This is a genomic window from Streptomyces sp. NBC_00984, assembly GCF_045162475.1.
GTDB lineage: Bacteria > Actinomycetota > Actinomycetes > Streptomycetales > Streptomycetaceae > Streptomyces.
In genome coordinates this window covers 1,444,196-1,463,957 of the sequence record NZ_CP108734.1, presented here as the reverse complement: position 1 = coordinate 1,463,957, position 19,762 = coordinate 1,444,196, and the positions used below count along the sequence as shown (strand labels likewise).

At 70.4% G+C, this 19,762-nt stretch carries 14 protein-coding genes, 1 pseudogene and 1 riboswitch; of the genes and pseudogenes, 8 read left to right on the top strand and 7 right to left on the bottom strand.

The window, feature by feature from the left end:
* Positions 1 to 50: 50 nt before the first annotated feature.
* From OG520_RS06225 to OG520_RS06215, 3 genes and pseudogenes are all read right to left on the bottom strand, one after another.
* Positions 51 to 2,090, bottom strand: a complete 2,040-nt coding sequence (locus tag OG520_RS06225; protein ID WP_399329772.1) for a sensor histidine kinase — start codon at positions 2,088 to 2,090, stop codon at positions 51 to 53.
* A complete protein-coding gene (locus OG520_RS06220; protein ID WP_399329771.1) occupies positions 2,071 to 2,832 on the bottom strand; it encodes a response regulator transcription factor in 762 nt (253 codons plus the stop codon). The genes OG520_RS06225 and OG520_RS06220 overlap by 20 nt, the downstream gene beginning before the upstream one ends.
* 60 nt (positions 2,833 to 2,892) lie before the next feature.
* Positions 2,893 to 3,336, bottom strand: a pseudogene (locus tag OG520_RS06215) (endonuclease/exonuclease/phosphatase family protein); the annotation flags it as partial.
* A gap of 384 nt (positions 3,337 to 3,720) precedes the next feature.
* On the opposite strand from OG520_RS06215, the gene OG520_RS06210 reads away from it, so the two are divergent.
* Positions 3,721 to 4,539, top strand: a complete 819-nt coding sequence (locus OG520_RS06210; protein WP_406012472.1) for a maleylpyruvate isomerase family mycothiol-dependent enzyme — start codon at positions 3,721 to 3,723, stop codon at positions 4,537 to 4,539.
* Between the two features lie 3 nt (positions 4,540 to 4,542).
* Here OG520_RS06210 and OG520_RS06205 read toward each other — a convergent pair whose 3' ends face one another.
* The gene (locus OG520_RS06205) at positions 4,543 to 6,348 is read right to left on the bottom strand and encodes an AAA family ATPase (RefSeq protein ID WP_406012471.1); all 1,806 of its coding nucleotides are present in this window, start codon (positions 6,346 to 6,348) and stop codon (positions 4,543 to 4,545) included.
* A gap of 59 nt (positions 6,349 to 6,407) precedes the next feature.
* Between OG520_RS06205 and OG520_RS06200 the strand changes: the two genes are divergently transcribed.
* Together OG520_RS06200 and OG520_RS06195 are read left to right on the top strand one after the other, a co-directional pair.
* Entirely contained in the window at positions 6,408 to 6,623 is a 216-nt protein-coding gene (locus tag OG520_RS06200) for a hypothetical protein (RefSeq protein ID WP_399329768.1), read from the top strand.
* An 83-nt stretch (positions 6,624 to 6,706) separates the two neighbouring features.
* The gene (locus OG520_RS06195) at positions 6,707 to 8,833 is read left to right on the top strand and encodes a tetratricopeptide repeat protein (RefSeq protein WP_406012470.1); all 2,127 of its coding nucleotides are present in this window, start codon (positions 6,707 to 6,709) and stop codon (positions 8,831 to 8,833) included.
* A gap of 19 nt (positions 8,834 to 8,852) precedes the next feature.
* Here the strand turns inward: OG520_RS06195 and OG520_RS06190 are convergent, their stop codons facing one another.
* Both OG520_RS06190 and OG520_RS06185 read right to left on the bottom strand, forming a co-directional pair.
* Positions 8,853 to 10,736: a hypothetical protein gene (locus OG520_RS06190; RefSeq protein WP_406012469.1), complete on the bottom strand. Its 1,884-nt coding sequence runs from the start codon at positions 10,734 to 10,736 to the stop codon at positions 8,853 to 8,855.
* Between the two features lie 107 nt (positions 10,737 to 10,843).
* Positions 10,844 to 11,266: a GtrA family protein gene (locus tag OG520_RS06185; RefSeq protein WP_406012468.1), complete on the bottom strand. Its 423-nt coding sequence runs from the start codon at positions 11,264 to 11,266 to the stop codon at positions 10,844 to 10,846.
* Positions 11,267 to 11,557: 291 nt separating this feature from the next.
* Between OG520_RS06185 and OG520_RS06180 the strand changes: the two genes are divergently transcribed.
* Both OG520_RS06180 and OG520_RS06175 read left to right on the top strand, forming a co-directional pair.
* Entirely contained in the window at positions 11,558 to 12,382 is an 825-nt protein-coding gene (locus OG520_RS06180) for an SAM-dependent methyltransferase (RefSeq protein WP_406012467.1), read from the top strand.
* A gap of 190 nt (positions 12,383 to 12,572) precedes the next feature.
* A complete protein-coding gene (locus OG520_RS06175) occupies positions 12,573 to 13,427 on the top strand; it encodes an SAM-dependent methyltransferase (protein ID WP_406012466.1) in 855 nt (284 codons plus the stop codon).
* 83 nt (positions 13,428 to 13,510) lie between these two features.
* Here the strand turns inward: OG520_RS06175 and OG520_RS06170 are convergent, their stop codons facing one another.
* Positions 13,511 to 16,183, bottom strand: coding sequence for a TIM-barrel domain-containing protein (locus tag OG520_RS06170; protein ID WP_406012465.1), 2,673 nt, complete (start codon positions 16,181 to 16,183; stop codon positions 13,511 to 13,513).
* Between the two features lie 368 nt (positions 16,184 to 16,551).
* Here OG520_RS06170 and OG520_RS06165 point away from each other — a divergent pair, with 368 nt between their 5' ends.
* The 3 genes from OG520_RS06165 (at position 16,552) to OG520_RS06155 (ending at position 19,739) form a co-directional block, all read left to right on the top strand.
* Positions 16,552 to 17,865, top strand: coding sequence for a cytochrome P450 (locus OG520_RS06165; RefSeq protein ID WP_406012464.1), 1,314 nt, complete (start codon positions 16,552 to 16,554; stop codon positions 17,863 to 17,865).
* Positions 17,862 to 19,124, top strand: a complete 1,263-nt coding sequence (locus OG520_RS06160) for a cytochrome P450 (RefSeq protein ID WP_406012463.1) — start codon at positions 17,862 to 17,864, stop codon at positions 19,122 to 19,124. The genes OG520_RS06165 and OG520_RS06160 overlap by 4 nt, the downstream gene beginning before the upstream one ends.
* A 49-nt stretch (positions 19,125 to 19,173) precedes the next feature.
* Positions 19,174 to 19,283: riboswitch (SAM riboswitch) on the top strand.
* Positions 19,284 to 19,331: 48 nt separating this feature from the next.
* Positions 19,332 to 19,739, top strand: coding sequence for a hypothetical protein (locus tag OG520_RS06155; protein WP_406012462.1), 408 nt, complete (start codon positions 19,332 to 19,334; stop codon positions 19,737 to 19,739).
* Positions 19,740 to 19,762: the final 23 nt, after the last annotated feature.

Genomic DNA, 19,762 nt, shown 5'->3' with positions numbered 1-19,762 from the left:
AGGCTGGCGTGAAGTTATGAAGAAGCTGTCAGAACGTTGTGGTCATCGCATCAGGCCTGGTCCGCGCCCTTCGTCGCCCTGTCGTCCGGCTCTTCCGGTCGGGATTCCGCCGGGCCGACCGGACCCGTTGGGTCTGCCGGACCCATCGGACCCGCCGGACCTCCCGGATCCGCCGGCAGCCGGAGCGTGAACACCGAGCCCTGCCCCTCGACGCTGACCGCGCTCACCGATCCCCCGTGCGCCTCCACGAGTTTCCGTACGATCGCCAGCCCCAGCCCGCTGCCCCCGGTACGGCGGCTGCGCGACTTCTCGGCGCGCCAGAAGCGGTCGAAGACATGCGGCAGGTTCTCCGCCGAGATGCCGCTGCCCGTATCGGCGACCTCGACCACGACCTCTTCGCTCTCCTCGCCGGCCGTCGCCGCGTCCGTCGATGCCCCCGCGCCGTACGCGCGCACCGTCACACGTCCGCCCGACGGGGTGTGACGTACGGCGTTGGAGACCAGGTTGCCGATCGCCTGGCGCAGCCGGACCGGGTCGGCCCACAACACGGGGGAAGAGCTGTCGGCCACCGCCGGCAGCGCCGAGAGCGCGACGCCCGCGGTTTCGGCCTGTCCCTGGTGCGCTGCGGCGACCTGTGCGAGGACATCCTCGATACGGACCGGCTCGGGGTGCAGACGCAACGCCCCCGCGTCCGCCGCGGCGAGATCCTGGAGGTCGTCGATGATGTGCTGCAACTGCACGGCCTCCGTGTGCAGCGAGGCGATGAACGCCGGGTCGGGCTCCGCCAGGCCGTCCTGCGCCGCCTCCAGCCAGCCCCGGATATTGCTCAGCGGGGTCCGTAGCTCGTGGGCGACGTCGCTGACCATGTCCTTGCGCTGCGCCTCCAGACGCGCGCGGTGGTCGGCCATGTCGTTGAAGGCCGCTGCGAGGCGGCCGATCTCGTTGTCGTCGGCGACCAGCACGGGCGCGGAGTCCTCCCCGTCCCGCATCCGTTGTGCCGCGCCCGTCAGGGCGTGCAGCGGCCGCACGAGCCGGGACCCGGCAAGCACCGTGGCTCCGACGGTGAGCGCCAGGACGAGCGCCGCCGCGCCCGCGATCTTCGCGGTGTTCGCGGGGGAGAGGTCGAAGCCGGGAACGGTGGTGCCGCCCTCGTCGCCGATGAACAGCAGCGCCGGCGAGGCGACGTAGGAGCTGAGCTGTTCCCGGCGCGCCGTGTCCACGCAGGAGGCGGCGGCCCGGTCGTCCTCGCCGGTCCGGACGCTCGGTACGGGGGTGGGAACCCGGACGGCGGGAACGGGGGCGTCCGTCGGCCCGTTGCCGTCGCCCCAGGACAGGTCCAGATTGAGTTGGATGCCCGAGCGGTCCTGACGTTTCAGGCAGGCGTTGGCGAGTCCATTGAGCGCGTCCAGCGCCTTTCGTTCGGTCGCCGTCGGGGAGTCCAGGTCGTCGGACGTGCACCGCGTGTCCTGAGCCCGGTCCGGATCATTGCCCACGACCTGTACGCGCGGCCGTCCACTCGGACCGCGGACCACGTCCGCCGCGACCCCGACGCGGCTGAGGCACGCCGCGCGCCGATCGGCGGCGCGCTGCAAGGCGGTACGTTCGGCGGTGGGCAACCGGAACGGACCGACCGCGCGCGGGTCGACACGGTCGGCCGCGGCACCCGCCCGATCGGCCGTTCGGGACAGGGCGGTGTCCACGGACAGCGGGTCGACGATCGCCGAAGCCTGGGGCGGCAGCGCGGGCGGTGACGAGAGGGAAGCGGAGTCGGCGAGGGGCCGGCGCTGCTCGGTGGTCAGCGTGATCCGCCGGCCGGACTGCCTCGCCAGGTCGCGCACGGTGCTGTCGACGCCCTCCCAGGTGGGGTGGCCCGCCGCGTATCCGAGCAGGGTGTTGTAGATCCGGGCGTCAGCGGTGAGATTCTGGCCCTGCTCCTGCTTGATGGCGCCGGAGGTGGTCTGCACGGCGAGCCAGGCGGTGGCGACCACCGAACAGGCGGCGACCAGGGCGGACGCCGCCAGCAGACGGCCGAACAGACTCTTGCGGAGCGGAAGCCTGGTCCGCCGCTGCTCACGACGCACGCGGAGCATTCCTCGCCGGGTCCGTCAGCTTGTAGCCGACACCGAAGACGGTGAGCAGCCGGGCCGGCCGACGGGGTGCGGGTTCGATCTTCTTGCGCAGGTTCATGATGTGCACGTCGACCGTGCGGAAGCTGATGTACCGGTCGAATCCGTGCAGCTCCTCGAGGAGCTGCTGCCGGGTGAAGACCCGGTCGGGCCCGGTCGCCATGGCGGCGAGAATCCGGAACTCACCGGGTGTGCAATCCACGGACCGGCCCTCGACGGACACCTCGTGCCGGTCCGGATCGACGATGAGCGCACCGACCCGCAACGACTGATCCGCGGCAGGACCGGTGTCCTGGCCGCCCCGCCGGCTGCGCCGCAGCAGTGTCCGTACCCGGGCCATCAACTCACGCGGGCTGTACGGCTTGGTCATGTAGTCGTCGGCGCCGAGATCCAGCCCCAGCAGCAGATCGTCCTCGGTGCTGCGGGCCGTCAGCATCAGCACCGGCAGCTCCCGGTGCTCGGCGCGCAGCACACGTACCACGTCCAGACCGTCGGCCCGCGGCATCATCACATCGAGCACCAGCAGATCGGGCTCCCGGTGCCGGACCTCGGCGAGAGCCGCGAGGCCGTCACCGACGACCGTGACCGCGTGCCCCTCGTGCTCCAGGTAGCGGCGTACGAGTTCGGCCTGCATTTCGTCGTCTTCGGCGACTATGACATTTGCGCACACCCGGTGATCGTAGATGACCGGACGGAGCACACTCATGACACCGGACGCGCGGTACGGGGGCCAGGCTGCGGCCGGGTTCCCGTTCGGCTCGGAGAGCTACCGCGCCGACGCGACCAACGGGTAGTGGTCGGAGAGGTCCGGGTAGGTGTAGCTCGTGCCCCAACTGGTCACGGTCCAGGGTGCGCTCTGCTCCTTGACCACCTCGTTCGTCCACCCGGCAGGCTTGGCATGCCCGGTGCGGGCGTCGGCCGCGGTCGGTCCGGCGTCGGCGGGCATCGACGCGTACTCGGAGGAGTGCGAATCGACGTTGAAGTCCCCCGCCACGATGACCTGTTCGGAAGCCGGAATGTACTTGGCGTCGAGGAAGGCATCGATCTGCTTGAACGGGAGGTTGCGCTTCGCGACGGCTTCGCCCGCCTTGCATCCGGAGTCGGTCGACTCCGTGTGGGTCCCCACCACATGGCCCCGCGCGCCGCGGACGTTCAGTTCGGTATAGGCGAAACCCTTGTTGGACCGGCTGTCGCTGCCGCAGGCGTCCTGTTGTGCATGAGGACGCGCAGCGACGGAGTCTCCGCCGCCGATTGCCTGCGGAGCGTTGGCGGCCAGCGTCGCGGCGGCGAGCGCGGCGGCCAGTGTTGCGCCGGAGATACGACGGGTCGTGGGATTCGGCACAGGTTCTCCTGGTACGGGAGGTGGTGGAGAGTGGTGCCGCCCATCGAAGCAAGGGGAGTTACCCGTGGGCAGATACCGGCTGCCGCCAGTCTGGCCGCAGCTGAAACGAATGGGCGCCGGCTCTTGCCGCAGGCCCCGCCGACTGGTCTTGTGTACCGCGGGCGGCCTGTTCACATCAGGCAGGCGGGCAACAGCCGGGCAGGCAACAGGCCGGCAAGCAGGCGAGCAGGCTCGGCCGAGGCGGGGAGAAACATGGAATCGGTGACCGGACGCGATGCACTCGACGCGCTGCCCGAAGGGCTCGGCGACGCCGTACGGACCACCGCCGAGGAAATCGCAGCGCTGTTGCGCGGGGTTGCCGACACAAGCGTTCCGGTACCCGGCTCGGAGTGGACGGTGGGGGAGGCCGCAGCGCATCTGGCGCAGGCCAACGAGCTGATGGCCGACCTCGCGACGGGGCAGGAACGCGGCTACGGGGACGGCACGCCGCAGAGTCTGGCCGCTGCCAACGAGCGTGCGCTCGCCGGGTTCGAGGAGAGGGCCGCCGAGCCGCTCGCCGGGATGATCGTGGCGCACGCGGACGCCTACCTTACGGCCATGGACAGCACCGCGGCCGGGAGCGTGCTCACCCCGCTGGGGCCGATGAGCCGGGCGGTGCTGGGCTCGTACCTGCTGACGCACATGCTCGGCCACGGCTACGACCTCGCCCGTGCGCTGGGGCGCCGTCACATGATCGACCGCGAACGCGTCGCACTCTCCCTGCCGTTCCTGATGACGGCCATGCCCAGGGTCACCGATGCCGCGGCCACCGCCCGGCTCACCGCCGGGTACTCGATCCGCCTGTGGGGCGGCGCCCGATTCGGTGTCACGTTCACCGACGGCGCCGCAACCGTCACTGCTCGACCGCCGGCCCGCCCGGACTGCACCATCCTCATCGAGCCGGTCACCTTCTTCCTGATGGCGCTCGGCCGCACCGACCCCTACGGCGCCATCGCCCGGGGCAAGGTGTTCGCCCGGGGCCGCAAACCCTGGCTCGCCCTCCGCTTCCCGGGGCTGTTCAAGGCACCCTGATCCCTACGCCGGGTTCCCGTGAGACTCCATGAGCTCCTGGTGGGCCGACCTCACGTCCTGGGCGAGCACGGTGACGATCTCCTCCCTGGTGGGCGTCGTGCCGCCCGCGTGCTCGGCGTACAGCCGCAGATCCCGTTGCGCGGCGGCCTTCTGGCAGAGTTCCCGGGCGAAGCGGGCATTGCCCAGCGTGTCGGCCATGCCCTCGTCCACGGCCGCGGCGAAGAAGTCGCCGAGTGCGGCTGCGGCTTCCTCGTCGGGTTCGTCGCCCTGGCCGGACAGGACGGACCGGGCGATCAGGAGCAGCTCCGGCGCGGAGTACGAGGGGAAGTCGACGCGGGTGTTGAACCGGGACACCAGACCCGGGTTGGCGGCGAGCAGACCGGTCATTTCCTCGCGATATCCGGCGAGGACGACCACGAGCCGGTCCCGGTCGTCCTCGGCCCGCTTCAGGAGCACCTGGAGCGCCTCGTCGCCGAACGCGTCGCCACCGCTGTACCCGCTGTTGGACAGGGCGTACGCCTCGTCGATGAACAGCACACCGTTCAGGGCGGAGTCGATGACCTTGCTGGTCTTGATGGCGGTGGATCCGAGGTGCTGCCCGACGAGGTCGACGCGCTGGGCCTCGATGACATGGCCGGAACGCAGCAGCCCCAGACCGGCGAAGACCTTGCCGATGATGCGGGCGACGGTGGTCTTCCCGGTGCCGGGCGGTCCCGCGAAGACGAAGTGCCGGGGCCGGGCGCCGCTGGGCAGCCCCTGTTCCTCCCGGAACGCCGCCATGCGCAGCTGAGCGATCAGGGTGAGGACCTGCCGCTTCACCGGCTCCAGACCGATCATGCCGTCCAGCGCTTCCTGGGCCTCCGTGAGCAGGCGGGCCATCTCCTCCCGCGACAGCCCGTTCCCGTCGCCCTCCTGAGGACCGGAAGCGGCCTCGGGGGCCGTGGGTGCGGAGGCGGGCGCGGCCGTGCGGACCTCCGGGGTCCCCGCAGGCGACGGGGCGGAAGGGGCGGGGGAGGGCGTGGAAGGTGTCCCGGCCACGGACGAAGCCGTCGGAGCCGCGGAACGCGCCTGGGCCCGTACATCCACGTCGAAGAGGCCCGGCGCACACCGGAATGCGTACTGGTACCGCTTCAGTGCTTCCTCCGAACGGCCCAGCGACTCCAGGGAGCGGCCCATGAAGTACTTGACCTCCGCGTCGAAACGGTTTCCGGACTCCAGCTTCTTCGGCAACTCCGCCAGCACGTTCAGCGCCTCGTGACAGACACCCTGCGCGAACAGCGCCGCACCCACGTACAACTGCGCCTCGTCGTGCAGGAACGCGTCACGGATCCCCGGGGCGAATCGCAGGACCAGGGACCAGTCCTCCTTGAGGAAGGCGTACCGCGTACAGACGAACCGGGTCTCGTCGCAGTCCAGTTGTGCCGTGGACAGACCCGCCCAGGCCTCGTCGAGCTTCCCGGCGTCCAGCAGTGAGGTCATGGCCGCCACCCAGAGGTCACGGGTGCTTTCGAGCCGGAAGGTGACGTAGTGGCCGAGCTGGAACCGGGAGCGGAGCGGCATTCCGAACTTCGAACGCAAGGCGCCGAACGATCCGGCGGAGCGGACCATGCCGTCCAGCGCCTCCTTCTGACGCTGCCCGGTCGCGTGCAGCCCCAGCCAGGCGTCGGCGGCCAGCGGATCGTGCGCGGTGGCGAGCGAGAACCGTTCGGCGGCAGCCGCTTCGTCGCCCTGCTGCAACAGGGCCATCGCCTGCTGCCAAGCCTGCTCGGCCTTCTTGGCCGAACCCCGGCGAGCGGCTGCTCCCTGCACAGTCTCTCCCCTCGACGGGCCCCCGGCCCGCGCGCCGACGGCCGACGGGGCTCGCCGTGATGACCTGGAACAACCGCCAGGATATCCAACACCACGTGGCGGCCGGTGAACACTCTCGACGCCCGTTCGACGGCCTCGGCGACAGGACAGCGGCGCCGACGCACCGAATCCGCCCGGACATCGATGAATGGTCCATTTCAGGACAGGTGAACGGCCGGTCCGCGCCGGCCCGGTTGATCACCATCGCGATGTCCGGAGGACATCGACCCGTCTGACGCTAACGTTGATCCGCACGGTGGCAGCGACGGTGCCGGGGAGGGCGCACCGCGCGGAACACCGGGAACGAGGAGTGCGCGACATGCTGGATCCCACTTCGGTGGCGGCGATTTCGGCGGTACTCGGTGCGGTCGGCTCGGGGATGGCCAACGAGGCCGGCAAATGGGCCTGGGAGTCCACCGGCGGTGTCGTACGGAGAATCGTCGGCCGTGAGGTCCCCGCCCCCGTGGCTCCGGACGAACGGGACGACGTGGCCCGCATGGTCCACGACCGGATCCGCGCCGATCCGCAACTCGCCGCACACTGGGCCGTGTTCGCGGCACGGGTGCGCCGCACCCCTGCCCCGGCCCCAGCCGCGCGGTCCGACCTCCCCGCCTCCATAAGGTTCTTCACGGATCGCAAGGAGGCGATGAGGCGACTCCGGCGAGAGGCGTCCCGCCGCCCGGACGGACGGCCCCGGCTCGCACTGGTGCACGGTCCGGACGGAATGGGTTCCAGCACGCTCGCCGTGCACTTCGGAGCACAGCCGACCCGCCTCTTCCCGGACGGGCAGATCTACGCCGACCTCGGCGGCGGAGGCGCCGGTGGCGCGCGCGACGCCGGAACCGTACTGCGGGCGCTGCTGCGTCAACTGCGGGTGCCGGACGAGGAGATGCCGACCGGGACCGATGAGCTCGGCGAGTTCTTCCGGGACCGGGTGGCGGACCGCAGACTCCTGGTCGTGCTCGACCACGCGTACTCCGCCCCGCAGGTGCGGCCGTTCCTCACCCCGGCGCCCGGGGTGTTCACCATCCTGGTCGCCCGTGCCCCCTTCCCCGGCATCGACGCGGTGCGTGTGCCCGTGGGTCCGCTCTCGGACCGGGACGCGGTGCGGCTGCTCACCGACATCACCGACAAGTCCACGGTCGCCGCCGCCCGTGCCACGCTGCCCTCGCTGCTCCGGCGCTGCGGCGGGTCACCGTACGCCCTGCGCGCCGCGGCGTACCAGCTCTCCGCACCCACGCCTCCGCCACGCCGTGCCGAGGCGGACGGCGACCCGGTACGCGGGGCCGCCGAGGACAACTACCGGCTCCTGGCGCCGGAATCCGCCAGGCTGTACCGGCTGATGGCGCTGCGCGCCTGGCCCGTCTTCGACGCCGCCGCTGCCGCACGGACCACCGGCCAGGACCCTGAGGCCGTGGTGGAGTCCCTGGAGGACCTCGCCGACCGGATGCTCCTGGAGCGCGGCGGGAGCGGCAACGGACGCTACCGCTACCGCCACGGGGTCCGCGCACACGCCGAGGCGGCCGCGATCCGGGAGGACGGAATCGCGGCGTGCTCGGCGGCTCTCGCCCGCACCCTGAGCGCCTACACCGATCTGGCGGCATCGGCCGCCCACCAGGCGCTCCCGGAGAGCTGGCGTGTCCCCGCGCCCGCCGAGGAACGCGTCGGGCGGAGGTACGAGGACCGGGGCGCCGCCCTCGACGCGCTGCTCGCGGAGTCGGGCAACCTGGTCGAGGCGGTGCGCTGTGCCGAGGAGTCCGGCGACCCGGACACCGCCGTACGACTGTGCCGCGCCCTGTGGCCGCTGCAGCTCAAGGCGGGTCACCACGAGATGCTGCTGCCGGCGCTCCGCATCGGTGCGCGTCTGGTCGACACCCATCGCCCCACGAGCCCCGACGCCGGAGCGCTGCACGCGCAACTCGCCCATACCCTCACCGAGCTGAAGCGCTGGGACGAGGCGGAGACGGAGGCGAGGGCAGCGGCACGGGCCGAGGAGGCGGCCGGCCACAAGCGGGGCCATGCCTCGGCCGTCGAGTTCCTCGGGCTGCTGAGACTGCGCCAGTGGCGGTACCCGGAGGCGTACGAGTGCTTCGACGAGGCGGGCGGCATCCTGGACACCATGGGCGATCAGGACGAGGGGACCGCCGACCTGCCGCGTGCGCGGGCCCTGCTGGAGCGCCATCGCGGACGGGCGCTGCGCGGTTCCGGGCCGCGGGAGGAGGCCCGGGAGAAGCTGGAGACCGCCCTGCGGTACTTCCGGTCGAGCGGCGATACGTACAACACGGCGCGGACGCTCGCGGACCTCGCCGAGAGCCGGCTGGACGAGGAGAACGCGGAAGCGGCGCTGCCGCTGATCGAGGCGGCGATCACGACACTCGACGGGCAGAGCGCGGAGTACCAACTGCGGTATCTCCGGCGTATGCGGGAGGCCTGCGTCACCGGGTGAACCCCCGTTCCCGGCCCACTCACCCCTTTGTTTCCGGAGGTGCCAGAGGAATGACCCGTACGTGGTGGAGCCGGGCACCCGTCCGCACGGTGAGTCCGCCGGCCACCGTCCGGGCGAGCCGCCGGCCGGCCGTGGCCGGATCGTGACCGCCGGTGGTCAGCCAGGCGTGCAAGGCAGAGGCGTACGCGGCGGGGTCCGCGGCGGACACGTCTTCCGCGGCGGACATGTCCTCCGCGGCGGACATGTCCTCCGCAGTGGACGGGGCTTCCGCATCGGTGACGGGCACCGCCACCAGGCGGAGCGGCGCCTCGCCACGTACCCGGACCACGCACGCGGACGAGCCGGTCACATAGGCCGCCAGGGAACATCCCCGGTGGCGGCGGAGCACCTCGGCGGTCCAGACCGAAGGGGAGCCGAAGCGCGGATCGTCGGGTGCGCCCTCCCGGAAGATGACATCGGCCAGATCCAACTGGTCCACATCACGGGTGTCCTCGTGCACGGCGATGTGCAGTTCGCCGTCGGGATCCGATCCGGCCTCCGGCCGCGACCCCGCCCAGCGGCTGATCGCGACCTCTCCCGGCCCGAGCACCCGCGACAGGACCCGCAACGGGACAGTGGCCGCCGCGGCCTCGTGACCGGGCAGCGGGAGCGGCTCCAGCGATGCGGGCCGGCCGGGCTCCGGCGCACCCATCATCGAGTAGAAGAGCTGCCGGAGCCGGACCGCGGACTCGCCCGGCACGGAGGTGGTGAACTCGGCGGGCCCCGGCAACGGCCGGTGACGGCCGATGAGTTCCTCGATCTGTGCCGCCAGGGACGCGTCGGGGTCGAGCCGCGGTGCCTCCCGCATGAACGCGGAGATCGGCGCGTCGGGGTCGAGGGCGTCGAGCGGCACGGCTCCCAGGAGCACGGGGGTGCCGAGGGCGGCGGCGTAGAAGGTGACGGATCCGTGGTCCCCGATCACGGCATCTGCGGCCAGCAGGGCCTGCCGCCATCCCCGCAGCGGATCGATCAGCGCCATCCCGCCGCGCCGTGCGCGATCGAGCCAGGCGCGGATCTGACCGGGGCCGTGCCCGTGCCAGATGTTGGGGTGCAGTACGGCCGCGAACCGGTATTCGTCCACGGGGAATTCGTCGGCGACCCGGTCCAGCAGGGCGGCGACGACATCGCCGCCGTCCGGGGCCTTCCCGCCGTCACCGAAGAGCGACTCGGTGCTCCAGGTCGAGTTGAGCAGGACGAGCCGCTGTCCCGGCCGGACCCCCAGCGCACGGCGGAAGCGTTCGCGGTAGGGCCGTGCCGCGAGGATCCGGTCGTAGCAGGGGTCCCCGGCGAGCACCGCGGTCGGCGCCGCCTCGGGGCAGGCGACGCGCAACCGTTCGTACTGCTCGGGATGGGACAGCACGAGCGCGTCCGCGACGGGAGTGCCCTGGGGCGAGAGCAGCCACGCAGGCGCGAGCCCGAACACGGGCGCGGGCACCGCACCCGCCCCTGATCCGGTGTCCGGTGTCCGGTGTCCGGTGTCCGGTGTTGCCAGCCTCTTAGTGTATCCAACACCATGCGAGAGGACGGCCAACTTTCCGGAAAACAGGTCCAGTTGACCGCCGAAGCTGGCGGAGATCACCAGGTCCACCCGCGTCTCGGCCGCCTGCTCCCACGGCAGCACCGGGATGCCCGTGTCGGCCAGCAATTCGGCGGTGCCGGCCGCGAACGCCGAGGAGCCCGTACAGGTCACCAGCAGCTGGACCCGCAGATCGTCGTCGAACAGTGGCAGCACATCGAGCAGCCGGGTCGCGGCGGTCACGTTGTGCACGACGACCAGCACGCGCAGGCAGGTGCCCCGGGTCGCCCACCGCGCCGCGTCGTCCCCCACCGGCACCCGCACCCACCCGGCCCGCCCGTACCTCATCCGCACGCCCCTCGTCCGCCCCGGCCCGCCCGCGGGCTCCGTGCCGCCCCACGCGACCGGTCACGACAGTCAACCAGTACGCCTGCCGCACGGCCATCAAGGGGGCGTCACACAGCCATCGCCACCGTGGACTTGTTCAGCGTGTCCTCGTGCGCGGCGACTCGGGTCCGGTCGCCGAAGACGACGACCCGCAACAACGCGAACCGTCCGATCCCCGCGAGGGCGGATGCCGAAAGATAGACCGCCTGCGCGACCAGGGGCGAGGGATCGGACCGCACGGCGAACAGGCAGAGCAGCGCCCCCGTGGTGAACGCGTAGCTTACGGCGACCGTCACTCCGGACTGCAGATGCACCCCCCACCCCCTGCGCTCGCTCCGGAAGGAGATCCGCCGGTGCAGCTCGGTGGCGAGGACCGTGGAGACGACGGTGACCAGTGCGTTCGCGATGGCCATCGGTATCCGCTCGCCGAGCAGCACGACCGCCGCGCTCGATGCCAGCCCGACTCCGCCACCGCACACGACGAACCGCACGAAGGCCGTGAGGAGAGGGCGAAAGGCGCGCGTCCGTCGACGCGTTGGGGCGGTCACCGGCGAACCTCCGGAAGGTGGGTTGGGGAACGATGCTTCGATTCCACCTCAGAACCTACGGAGTCGGCGTCGTCCGAGCGACCCGATAAACCCCGACTCGAGTGGGGGGACAACCCGGAAACAACCCTGGGCCGACCGGGCGGGACATGCTCTGTGACGTATGCGGCCATAACTCTCGTGACGCCCAGGTAGGTTAAGGCCATAGTTTGATCACTTTCGCGTTCGGAGGTCTCCATGAGCGAGCAGCAGTCGTCCGCCACCCCGTACGCCGAGCGGGTATCGGACCGGATCGACACCACGAGGCCTCATTCCGCCCGCTTCTGGAACTACTTCGTGGGCGGCAAGGACAACTACGAGGTCGACCGTGAGATCGGTGACCAGATCAAGACGTTCTTCCCGGGGCTCGTCGACGTGGCGGTGGCGGGGCGGCAGTTCCTGCGGCGTTCGGTGGGCCACCTGGTGGAGGACCACGGTGTCCGGCAGTTCCTGGACATCGGGACCGGCCTGCCCACCGCGGACAACACCCATCAGGTGGCCCAGGACCTCGCGCCCGAGTCGCGCATCGTGTACGTGGACAACGATCCGCTCGTGCTGACGCATGCGCGTGCGCTGCTGACCAGTTCCCCCGAGGGAGTCACCGACTACATCGACGCCGACCTCTACGAGCCGGACGCCATCCTTGCCGAGGCGGCGAAGACGCTCGACTTCGAACGGCCCGTGGCCCTGATGCTGCTCGGCATACTCGGTCACGCGGGCGACTTCTCGAAGGCCCGTGAGGTGGTGGGCCGGCTGATGGCGGGGCTGCCCTCCGGCAGCTGCCTCGTGGTGTACGACGGTACGCGTACCAGCGAGGGCATGATCGCCGCGGAGAAGGCATACATCGAGAGTGGCGCGGTGCCGTACTACGTGCGCGAGCCCGACGAGATCGTCACGCTCTTCGACGGGCTGCGGATCCTGGACCCCGGCTTCGTCCGGCTCAGCGAGTGGCGGCCCGACGCCGACAGCGCGACCGTGTCCGCGGACGTCGACGCCTTCGGGGGCATTGGCGTCAAGGAGTGACGCGGCCCGGATCCTGATGTCCGGTGCCTGATGTCCGGAGCCTGATGTCCGTCGCCGGCTGCCGGACTGCGGCTGCCGGGCCACGGATGTCGGTCTGCGACGGTCGGTCTGCGCATGTCCGCGCGGCCGGACGGGCGATTGCTGCAAGATGCTGAGGCAGGAAGCTGATCAGTACCAGGGGGAGTGCCATATGACAGGGTACGGATCCGGCGCGGACCGCATCGACACCACGAGGCCGCATCCCGCGCGGGTGTACGACTGGTTCCTCGGCGGGAAGGACAACTATCCCGTCGACGAGGAGCTCGGCAAACAGATCGCCGGGCTCTCCCCGGACACGAAGCGCATCGCGCGCCACAACCGGTGGTTCATGCACCGTGCGATGCGCTGGCTCGCCGGCGAGGCGGGGATACGCCAGTTCCTCGACATCGGCTCCGGTATACCCACCGAGCCCAACCTGCACCAGATCGTCCAGAGCGCGGCTCCCGACGCACGGGTCGTGTACGTGGACAACGACCCCATCGTCCTGGCCCACGCCGAAGCGCTGTTGAGCGGGAGCGTGGAAGGGGTGACGGCGTATCTGGACGCCGATGTGCGGGAGCCGGAGAGGATCCTCGAACTCGCCGCGGACGTGGTCGACTTCGACCGGCCCGTCGCGCTCTCCCTCATCGCCCTGCTGCACTTCGTCGGCGTCGGCGACGGCGTCGGCGACGGCGACGGCGAGGGGGCGGGGAGGAGCGAGGGGGCGTACGCCCTGGTGGAACGGCTGGTGGAGCGGCTTCCCGCCGGGAGTTTCCTCGTGCTGTCGCAGCTCACCGGCGACTTCGACCCCGAGAGTGTGGAGAAGGGCGTGGCCTCGTACGCGGCGGGCGGTGTGACGCTCGTACCGAGGTCGCGCCGCGGCGTCAGCCGGTTCTTCGACGGGCTGGAAGTGGTGGAGCCGGGCCTCGTCCAGGTCGTCGACTGGCATCCGGAACTCAGCCTCGGCGATCTTCCGGTGGAGACGCAGCCGGTGCCGATCTACGGTGCGGTCGCGCGCAAGCCGTAGCGTGCCGGGCGCACGGACCGGGGGCCGTCCGGAGACGGCCCCCGGCCATGTGCCGTTGCGCATGCTTGGGCTGCGCTCGCTGCCTACTTCCGCAGTTCGACGGTGAAGCCGCGCCCGGTGGAGACGGACGGTGTCCTGATCTCCGTGACCCCGGTCGCCGGGTCGGTGAACCAGCCGGAGCCGGCCGCGGCGAGCTCCGCCGCCGAGTTCAGCCGGTGCAGACGGCTGTGGTCCATGACCACCTGTGACGGGGCGCTCCCGCCGTGCACGGTGAGGTCGTACGAGCGGGCGGACACCTTGCCCTCGTAACGTCCCACGCTCGCACCGATCCTGACGGTGGTGCTGCCCTTCCTGCCGTGGGTGGGCGCCTGGACCTCTACGTGCTGGGTGGCCGAGGCCCCCTCCGCGAACTTCCTCGTCACGCCGTCGTCCTCGTAGAGCGTGTAGTCCGTGGTGCCCTGCGGGTGGATGTCGTAGCCGAGCCGGGTCCTGTCCCGGGACTCCCAGGACAGGGTGCCCTTGGGCCACATCGGCACGATCGACCCGCCCTTGACGAAGAGCGGCAGGGTGTCGAGCGGCGCCTTGTACCCGTTGACCGTGGTCGGGCCCTGGTAGGTCCTGCCCGTCCAGTAGTCGGTCCAGGTGCCCTTCGGCAGGTAGATGCCGTTGCGGACGTCCGTGTCGCTGTACACGGGCGCGACCAGGAAGTCGGGTCCGGCCAGGAACTCGTACTTCGCGTCCGGGCCGAGTGTCGCCGGGTCGTCGGGGTACTCCAGCGAGAGCGGCCGGACCGCGCCGACGCCGGTCCTCGTGGCCTCCTTCGACAGGGTGTACATGTACGGCAGCAGCCGCTCCTTCAGCTGCAGGTACTTGCGGTTGATGGAGGTGTACGGCTCGCCGTCCAGCCACGGCTGCTGGTCGTGCGGCTGCTTGGTGGTGATGTCACTGGCCCAGCCGTCCATGGTCATGATGGCCGGGAGGAACGCCTTCCACTGCAGGTCACGGGTGTACATCTTGGGGTCGTGACGGTAGATGCTGCCGACGTCACCCGTGTTGTACGCGATGCCGGACATCGTCGCGCCGGCATACGTCGGGATCTGCCAGCGGATGAAGTCCCAGGACAGGCTCTGGTCACCGCTCCACAGCACACCGCAGCGCTGCGCACCGGCCCAGGAGACGGGCAGCCAGACGAAGCCGCGGGCGTCGCTGTTGTTCTCGATGCCGGCCTTGGCCTGGTCGCAGGCGTCCAGCGCGAAGCCGTAGCCGCCGCCGACCCAGGCGACGTCCAGCTTGCGGACGCGTACACCGGCCTTGGACTCCTCGGCCTCGTCGGGCAGGCCGTCCTGTGTCCAGAGGCCGAGCTGGGCATGGTTCTTGTTGAGACCCGTACCCGTCTGGGGAAGGTTCTCGTATCCGCAGCCGTAGCCGTCGTTGACGAGCATCCAGCCGAGCGGCATCCCGTTGTCGACGTAGCTGTCGGAGACCTTCAGCGCGTCTAGGGTGTGGCGCTCGCCCCGGTTGGCGTTGTGGAGGTAGCAGTCGGCGGAGCCGGGCTCCAGACCGTACACCGGTGGCATGAACGGCTTGCCCACCAGGGAGGTGTACTTGCCGATGACCGACTTGGTGTCACCGGTGAAGTAGTAGGCGTCCAGGCGTCGTTCCTGCTGACCGGTCCGTACCGGCGAGTCGAAGTCGTAGATGCCGGGCGTCATGGTGTTGCGGAAGACGCCGTAGCCGGCCGTGGAGATGTAGAACGGCTGGGAGTTGTTGTAGCCGCCCTCGTTCCAGTTGGTGCTGTTGCCGACGTTCATCACCTGGTCGCGGTGCGAGAAGCTGCCGTTCTGCTCGCCCCCGCCGAAGAACTGTTCGTCGGTGCCGCGCTTCAGGCTCTGTCGCATGCCGCCGCCGGTCCAGCGCAGCGGATCGGCCTCCTGCCAGATGGCCGTGCGGTTGTCGGCCTTGTAGAGGCCGAAGCGCAGTGGCTTCTTGTAGACGCGCATCACCACGCCCTTGGAGCGGACGCCGTAATAGGTGCCTGCGTCGAAGGACTTGGTGTGCGGCTGGGCGGTGGGCTGCCGCCGGATCATGTGGCTGTCCTTCGGGTCGGCGAGTACGCCGTCCGGGGATGCCTGCAGCCGCAGGGTGTCGTCGGTGAAGAACTCGGCGCGGGCCTTGAGCGCACCGGCCTCGATCTCGTACCTGCCGTGCGAGCCGCTGAAACCGGTGAGGTTCCCGGCTTCGGTGGCCTCGGGGAGGTAGGCCTTTCCGCTGAAGGAGCTGTTGTGCACGTCGTAGGGGACGACGACCACGTGGTAGGTCCCGGAGGCCTTCGGGATGACCGTGGACTCGGGGTCGGCGGTGCCCGCGCTGGAAGCCACCTGCTTATTGGCCGAGTCGTAGATGTACATGTCGAAGTCGTCCGTGGGCGTCTCCCATTGGATGGAGACGGGGACGCCGCCCTCGGGGTTGTCGTCCCACTGACCCGCGGGCGGGTCGACGGTCAGGTCGAACCGGGCGCAGACCGCGTTGTCGGGGTCCTCGGCGGCCGTGCCGCACTTGGCGGGAGAGTCGACGGTCCCCTTGGCGTAGACCGGGCTCTGCCATGTCACGTTCTTCGTGGTGCTGTCCAGGGTGCCCGAGGGCGTGGCCGCGGCGTGCGCCTGCGGTGCGGGGGCGGTCAGGGCGGTGAGTGCGAGGACGATCACCGACAGCGTGCCGACCGCCGTCCGGCTGGGACTGTTCCGAAGGATCCGCAAGGAGTGTTCTCCGTTCGTACCGAACAGTGAAATGGGTGATGCCTGCGCAGACATGCTTGGAATGCGGGAGATTCGCGCATCAGAATTCACCGTGCGACCGGTGCATGTCAACGCTCCGGTGGCTGCTCCATGCCTGCCCGCACCGATGTGTCGCACGCCCGCGCCATGGCGGGATTGCGCGACCGGGGCGTGGCGCATCCCGCCCTTTTGATCAGCCATGCTCAGAAAACGGGCTCTTCAGATCGGAAGAGTGGCGAGATTGGTCGTGAATAGTGCCGAAAGGCTCACTGAATTTCCTTATAGTGAAGCCGCGTTGATCATCCGACCACCGCAACGAGCGAAGCCTTCGTCACAGGAGATTCCGTACGATGACGACGCCCGCATCCGCGGTGCCCGAGCGCAAGTCCATGTCCCCGCCGCCCGCCGCCGGAGGCTGCCCGGCAGGTGGCGGTACGTCCGCCGTGCCGCTCAGCGGGCCCGGGTTCCACACCGAACCCCACGTCGTCTACCGCGCCATGCGGAGCGAACACGGACCTGTTGTACCCGTCGAACTGCCCGGCGGGATTCCGGCCTGGCTCGTCATCGGCTACCGCGAACTCCACCAGGTCACCAGCGACGGCGAGTTGTTCCCCAGGGACGTCGGGCTGTGGAACCAGTGGGGGAACATCCCCGAGGACTGGCCGCTGCTGCCGATGGTCGGCCGCCCGATGCCCTCCATCTACTTCACCGCCGGGGCCGAGCACCGGCGTCACGCCGCGATGGTCGGGCACGCGCTGGAGGAGGTCGAGCACTTCGAACTCCGTTCAGCCTGCGAGGAGTTGGCCGACCGTCTCGTAGACGGGTTCTGCGACCGCGGTACGGCGGACCTGATCGCGGACTTCGCCGTGCCGCTGCCGGTGCTCGTCCTCGCCCGTCTGGTCGGATTCCCCGATGCGGACGGGCCGCGGATTGCGGAGGTGCTCAGGGATCTGGCCGACGGTGGACCGGGCGCGCAGGAGGCCCATCTGCGGTTCGGCGAACACATGCAGCGGCTGCTGGCGGCACGGCGGGCCGCGCCCGGGAACGACGTGGCCTCGCGCATGCTGGCGTACCCCGGTGAGTTCACCGACGAGGAGTACGTGCTCGACCTGATGGCCATCACGGCCGCCGGGCACCTCACCACGGCCGACTGGATCGGCAACTCGCTCCGGCTGATGCTCACCGACGACCAGTTCGCCGTCGCGCTCTCCGGCGGCCGGCACAGCGTCGCCGAAGCCATGAACGAGGTGCTCTGGGAGGAGGGCCCCACGCAGATCCTCGCCGGTCGCTGGGCGGCCCGCGACACCCGGCTGGGAGGCCGGAACATCCGAGCCGGGGACATGCTGCTGCTGGGCCTGGGCGCCGCCAACGCCGATCCGCACATCCGGCAGCATCTCTCCGCACCGGGAGGACCGTCGGGCCGGCGCGGCAACAGCGCGCACCTGGCGTTCAGCCACGGCGAATACCGCTGCCCCTTCCCCGCGCAGGAGATCGCCGAAATCATCGCCCGCACCGGGATCGAGGTGCTGCTCGACCGGCTTCCCGACCTGGAACTGTCCGTACCCGCGCCTGAGTTGGTCCGGCGCCAGTCCGCCTTCCTGCGGGGGATGACCGCGTTGCCCGTCCGATTCGCCCCCGTACGCCCGACAGGAGACTTGTCTTGAACTGCCCGCAGGCCGCCGCCCGGGAGGCCGCTTCGAGCGGCGGGCCCGTCGTCATCGATCCGCTGGTCCAGGACCTGGACGGTGAGACGGCGCGACTGCGTGACGCCGGTCCGCTCGCCAGGATCGAGCTCCTCGGCGTTCCGGCCCTGACCGTCACCCGGCATGCCCTGGCCCGTCAACTGCTCCTCGATCCCCGCCTGGTGAAGGACCTCGACGCCTGGGGGCTCTGGCAGCGCGGGGAGGTCACGCACGAGTGGCCGCTGATCGGCATGATCGACGCCGGGCGTTCCATGTTCACGGTGGACGGTGCCGAGCACCGGCGGCTGCGCACCAAGACCTCCCAGGCACTCACGCCGCGCCGGCTGGAGGAGATACGCCCGGACATCGAGAAGTTCACCGAGGAACTGCTCGATGCCCTCGCCGAGCAGGGCGAGAAGAGCGAGAACGGTGTGGTCGACCTCAAGTCCGTGTTCGCCCAGCCGCTGCCGATGCGGGTCGTCGGCATGTTGATGGGCGTGGACGAGGCCGAGCACCCCATGCTGATGCGGCGGTACAAGGCGTTCTTCTCCATGCTCACCCCGCAGGAGGAACGCCTGGCGCTGCTGGCCGAGTTGGACATCTTCTACGCCGCTCTCGTACGCGAGAGGACCGCGCGTCCGGCCGACGACCTCACCAGCGCGCTCATCCTCGCCGAGGAGGGCGGCGAACCGCTCACCGAGGAAGAGGTGGTGGGCAATCTCAAGGCGATGGTGGCCGCCGGTCACGAGACCACCATCGGGCTGATCCTGAACGCCGTACGCGCCCTGCTCACCCACCCCGACCAACTGCGCAGGGTGCTCGACGGCGAGATCCCGTGGGAGACGGTGATCGAGGAGACCCTGCGCTGGGACACCCCCACCACCCATCTGCTGATGCGGTTCGCCACGGAGGACATCCGGATCGGCGACGACGTGATCGCGAAGGGCGAAGGAGTGGTGATCTCCTATCGCGCCATCGGCCGTGACATCGAGCACCACGGGACGGACGCCGACGACTTCGACATCACCCGGCCGACCCCGATCCGCCACATGACCTTCGGTCACGGCCCCCACATCTGCCCCGGGGCGGCGCTCTCCCGGGTCGAGGCCGGGATCGCCCTGCCCGCCCTGTTCGCGCGCTTCCCCGGGCTGCGGGCGGCCGTCGCGGACGAACAGGTCCGCAGGCTGCCGGTGATGACGCAGAACGACATGGCGGCCTTCCCGGTCCTGCTGCACGGCTGAGAACTGACCACCCGTCGGGCACCGTCGCTCGTGGGATACAGTTCTCGCAGGTCATGAGTTCCAGTGCACAGCCCCGGCTAACTGGACGGCACCCCGCTCCGCTGCGGGTGCTCCGGGTGACGACCGGCCTCATGCGCGGCGTATGGGGAACAGCGGACCATCGGGGCAGAGCACCTGGGGTCCATGATCTCGGGAAGGCGGAGAACCATGCTCCCCCACCTCATCCAGAATGACGGCTGCACCAGCCACGGCCCCGGTCACCACGTCCACTGGATCCATGCCAAGAAGTGCCACCAGCAGCCCGGCCAGGCCGTGGAACTCCTGCTCACCTCCGGTGACGTCGGCGCCGACGGCTGGGTCGGGCTGCGCCCCGCCTTCGACCACGCCGAGGACCTGCCGAAGGTGTGGACGCATGCTCCGGCAGCCCTCACGGAACTGCTCACGGAGCACCGCGGACGGGTGTTCTGGCTGCCGCGGTGGCACGCCCTGAAGCTGGTGGACTCCGCCGGCCGTGCCACCGCCCTGGTCAACGCCGGTTTCGACGGCGGCCCGCTGTGCGCGACGACGGCCCCCGACCCGCGGCGGACCGTCGGCGGCACGTCCTACGGCCTGTAGGACCCGCCCGGTCCGCAGGGCCC

Excerpts from the sequence above, each read along its gene's own strand:
- OG520_RS06190 (WP_406012469.1), bottom strand. The coding sequence starts at position 10,736 with ATGAGGTACGGGCGGGCCGGGTGGGTGCGGGTGCCGGTGGGGGACGAC.
- OG520_RS06200 (WP_399329768.1), top strand. The coding sequence starts at position 6,408 with ATGACCTGGAACAACCGCCAGGATATCCAACACCACGTGGCGGCCGGT.
- OG520_RS06195 (WP_406012470.1), top strand. The coding sequence starts at position 6,707 with ATGCTGGATCCCACTTCGGTGGCGGCGATTTCGGCGGTACTCGGTGCG.
- OG520_RS06175 (WP_406012466.1), top strand. The coding sequence starts at position 12,573 with ATGACAGGGTACGGATCCGGCGCGGACCGCATCGACACCACGAGGCCG.
- OG520_RS06180 (WP_406012467.1), top strand. The coding sequence starts at position 11,558 with ATGAGCGAGCAGCAGTCGTCCGCCACCCCGTACGCCGAGCGGGTATCG.
- OG520_RS06155 (WP_406012462.1), top strand. The coding sequence starts at position 19,332 with ATGCTCCCCCACCTCATCCAGAATGACGGCTGCACCAGCCACGGCCCC.
- OG520_RS06220 (WP_399329771.1), bottom strand. The coding sequence starts at position 2,832 with ATGAGTGTGCTCCGTCCGGTCATCTACGATCACCGGGTGTGCGCAAAT.
- OG520_RS06165 (WP_406012464.1), top strand. The coding sequence starts at position 16,552 with ATGACGACGCCCGCATCCGCGGTGCCCGAGCGCAAGTCCATGTCCCCG.
- OG520_RS06225 (WP_399329772.1), bottom strand. The coding sequence starts at position 2,090 with ATGCTCCGCGTGCGTCGTGAGCAGCGGCGGACCAGGCTTCCGCTCCGC.
- OG520_RS06210 (WP_406012472.1), top strand. The coding sequence starts at position 3,721 with ATGGAATCGGTGACCGGACGCGATGCACTCGACGCGCTGCCCGAAGGG.